The 3,539-nt window shown below is 27.3% G+C and carries 6 protein-coding genes; 3 read left to right on the top strand and 3 right to left on the bottom strand.

Going from position 1 to position 3,539, the window contains the following annotated elements; translation table 11 throughout:
- From WC168_RS09390 to WC168_RS09400, 3 genes are all read right to left on the bottom strand, one after another.
- The coding region (locus WC168_RS09390) for a hypothetical protein (RefSeq protein ID WP_372618885.1) at positions 1-192 on the bottom strand (192 nt) is incomplete at its 3' end.
- 3 nt (positions 193-195) lie between these two features.
- Entirely contained in the window at positions 196-426 is a 231-nt protein-coding gene (locus WC168_RS09395) for a (2Fe-2S)-binding protein (RefSeq protein WP_066351214.1), read from the bottom strand.
- Positions 426-1,181, bottom strand: a complete 756-nt coding sequence (locus WC168_RS09400; protein WP_372618887.1) for a DnaJ domain-containing protein — start codon at positions 1,179-1,181, stop codon at positions 426-428. Before WC168_RS09400 ends, WC168_RS09395 begins: the two co-directional genes overlap by 1 nt.
- Positions 1,182-1,318: 137 nt before the next feature.
- Here WC168_RS09400 and tatB point away from each other — a divergent pair, with 137 nt between their 5' ends.
- From tatB to queA, 3 genes are read left to right on the top strand one after another with little or no spacing between them, the layout of a single operon-like run.
- Positions 1,319-1,708 carry a Sec-independent protein translocase protein TatB gene (gene tatB / locus WC168_RS09405; RefSeq protein ID WP_372618889.1) on the top strand — a complete coding sequence of 130 codons (390 nt, stop codon included), beginning with the start codon at positions 1,319-1,321 and terminating at the stop codon, positions 1,706-1,708.
- On the top strand, positions 1,708-2,439 hold the full coding sequence (tatC, locus tag WC168_RS09410; RefSeq protein ID WP_372618891.1) for a twin-arginine translocase subunit TatC: 732 nt from the start codon (positions 1,708-1,710) through the stop codon (positions 2,437-2,439). Before tatB ends, tatC begins: the two co-directional genes overlap by 1 nt.
- 1 nt (position 2,440) lies before the next feature.
- Positions 2,441-3,463, top strand: coding sequence for a tRNA preQ1(34) S-adenosylmethionine ribosyltransferase-isomerase QueA (gene queA / locus WC168_RS09415; RefSeq protein WP_372618893.1), 1,023 nt, complete (start codon positions 2,441-2,443; stop codon positions 3,461-3,463).
- The last annotated feature ends 76 nt before the right edge of the window (positions 3,464-3,539 follow it).

A 3,539-nucleotide genomic window follows, 5' to 3' on the forward strand; every position in this document is an offset into this window, starting at 1 on the left:
AATTTCATCTAAATAAGTAGGATTTCCTTTTTGTTGCTCTACTTTTTTATCAATTAATCTAAAAACTATATCTTTTAACTCATCTTCACTAAAATAGTTTAAATAGTTAGGATTTATTTGAATAGTATCATCATCTGAACTTTTTAAAAGCTCTTTTATCTCATTTATTAACTCTTTTTTTATATCTATCAACTCTTACTCTTTGTTAAACTTTTTTAAAATCTCATCCAAATATAGCTCCATTTTTTGCTCACCTATATCACACTCACTACTTTTACAACAGCCACATGAACTTCCAGCATCTGTTAAATCTTCTAAATCTTCAAGTGTTTTAGCACCTTTTTCCTTTATTGCATATATTAATTCGCCAAGACTTACCTGCTTACAATCACAAACAATAAATGAGTGAGGAAATTTTTTTGCCATTAAATACCTCTTTGTTTTTTAATAATTTCATAAGCTTCATTTATCTCTTGAAGTTTTTTTGTAGCTTCATCTATAATATTTTGTGATGCACCCTGCCCTGTAATAATATCTGGATGATATTTTTTAACTAAATTTCTGTAATTTTTCTTTAAAGTTGAATCATCATCATTTGGACTTGATTCTAAAATCTCATAAGCTTTTTCTAGTGACAGTGCTTTTTCATTTGCTCTATTTTTATAAAAATTCTCAAAATTTGATATTAGACCAAAATAATCTTTTGACTCAATTTTTAAAGCTTGTGCAATATCTTCAGTTATCTCTTGCTCTTGTTTTGAAAAATCACCATCAATGAATGCAAGATTTAACATATATTCAAGGTATTTTAATCTTTTATTATAATCATGTTTTGTAAGAGTAAATAATCTATTACAAATAGTTATTAAATTTTGAAAATTATCTTTTTCACTATCATAAAGCTTTTTTAAGCCATCTCTTACCTCTTGTGAATTTTCAAAATGAGTTGAAATATCGGTAAATGTGTGTTTTAAAATCTCAGCTTCAAGCTCTCCTACTTTTCCATCTGCTTTTGCAACTTTTGCCATAAGTGCAACTAAAAGACCAGCTTCATGATTTAATAAATCACCTCTAAAAATCTCTTTTTGATTTAAATTTATATTTTTAAACTCTTCAGTTTTATAATTTTTTCCAATAATAAATAAAATTGCAATAACAACTGCTAAAACTATTAATTCCATTATCTTCCTATTTATTTAAATTTTGGGCTAAATTTTATCAAAATTACTCTAAGAATTTATAATAGCAATAAAGATGCTCTTTTAAATTAATTATTATTTTTGCTCAAATTAGATAAAATCCATACCTTATAAAATTTATGGAGCAAAATATGTTTGGATTAGGAATGACAGAGATTCTTTTAATTGCTATTGTTGCAGTTATTGCACTAGGACCAGATAAGCTACCAGAAGCTATGGTTAAAATAGCAAAGATGTTTAATAGTGTTAAAAAAGGCATAAATGATGCAAAAACAACTTTAGACAATGAATTAAATATATCAGAATTAAAAGCTGAAGCAAATAAATTTAAAGCTCAAATTGAAGATACAAAAAGCTCTTTAATGGTTGAATCAAAGCTTGATTTAGGTCTTGATGAGATTTTAAATGATGATTTTGAGACTACAAAAAAGAGTCAAGTTGAGACAAAAAAAGATGATAGCCTTCAAAAAAAAGAGATTGATAAAAATATAAAAGAGGATAGTAAATAATGTTTGAAGATTTAAAACCACATATTGCGGATTTAAGAAAAAGATTAACTATATCTGCTATTAGCGTTATTGCTATGTTTTTTGTATGTTTTGCTTTTTATGAACCTATTTTAGAGTGGATGATGGTTCCTGTAAAAGATGCACTTCCAACTGGAACTTCTATGATTGCTGTTGAGATTCAAGAGACATTTTTCACAGCTATGAAGGTTGCATTTTTTGCTGGATTTATCATTTCACTACCTGTTATTTTTTGGCAATTATGGCTCTTTTTAGCTCCTGGATTATATGACCATGAGAAAAAACTTGTTATTCCTTTTGTATTTTTTGCAACTTTAATGTTTTTAATAGGTGCATCTTTTGCTTACTATATTGTTGTTCCTATTGGTTTTGATTTTTTAATTGCATTTGGTTCTAATGTTGTTAATGTATTACCAAGTATTGGTAAATATGTTGGATTTTTTACAAAACTTATGATTGGTTTTGGAGTTGCTTTTGAACTACCTGTTATCACATTTTTCCTTGCAAAAATTGGAGTTGTTGATGATAGAATGTTAAAAGACTTCTTTAGATATGCAGTTGTTCTAATATTTATCTTAGCAGCTATTTTAACTCCTCCTGATGTTATAAGTCAAGTTTTAATGGCACTTCCTTTAATACTTTTATATGGAGTATCAATTTATATAGCAAAAGTATTTAATCCAGCAAGTAAAGATGAAGAGGAAGAGGAGTAGTTTGAGCGATTTTTTAAAGACTTCAAGCTATGACTTTACTCTTCCTCAAGAGCTAATAGCTACAACTCCAGCAGTTCCTGCTGATAGTGCAAAACTTTTAGTTTATAATAGAGCAAACAATACTATAACTCACACAATTTTTAAAAATATTTTAGATTTTTTACCACAAGATTTGACAATATTTTTAAATGATACAAAAGTTATAAAAGCTAGAGTTTTTGGAAAAAAAGCTACAGGTGCTAACATAGAACTTCTATTAAATAAACCACTTTTTATGGATAGATTTTTAGTTTTGATAAAAGGAAAAGTTAAAATTGGAACAACATTAACTTTTGATGAAAAGCTAAAAGCAAAAGTATTAGAACTGAATGAAGATGGAACTAGAGTTGTAGAGTTTTATTTAGATAATAAAAAATTAGATTTTATATCATTGATTGAGATTTTAAATAAAATTGGTCATATTCCACTACCACCATATATGCAAAGAGAAGATACTAAAGATGATGAAAAAAATTATCAAACACTTTTTGCAAAAAATTATGGAGCAGTAGCAGCTCCTACAGCTTCTCTTCATTTTACAAGTGAACTTTTAGAAGAACTAGAAAAAAAATATGGTCTAAACTATCTTACACTTCATGTGGGAGCTGGTACATTTAAACCAGTTGATGTTGAAGATATTTTATCTCACCCAATGCACAGTGAATATTTTGAGATAAGCATTGATTGTAAAACAAAAATAGATAAAGCAAAAAATATCTTAGCAGTTGGAACAACAGTTACAAGAACTTTAGAGTTTTATGCAAGAAAAAATATGATTTGTGGAGAGTGTGATCTTTTTTTAAATCCAAGTAATAAACCAATTATTGTAAACCACCTTTTAACAAATTTTCACCTTCCAAAATCAACTTTGATTATGCTTGTTGCATCTTTTATTGGACTTGAGAAAACTTTAGAGATTTATAATGAAGCAATTAAAAACAACTATAGATTTTACTCTTATGGCGATGCCATGTTAATAATTTAATAAAGCTTCGTTCTCGAAGCTCTTTAGAGTTTTGCTACTTTTAGGAATTTTTTATAAATTCCGTTAAAAAGTAGTT

Source organism: Aliarcobacter sp., assembly GCF_041672065.1.
Lineage (GTDB): Bacteria > Campylobacterota > Campylobacteria > Campylobacterales > Arcobacteraceae > Aliarcobacter > Aliarcobacter skirrowii.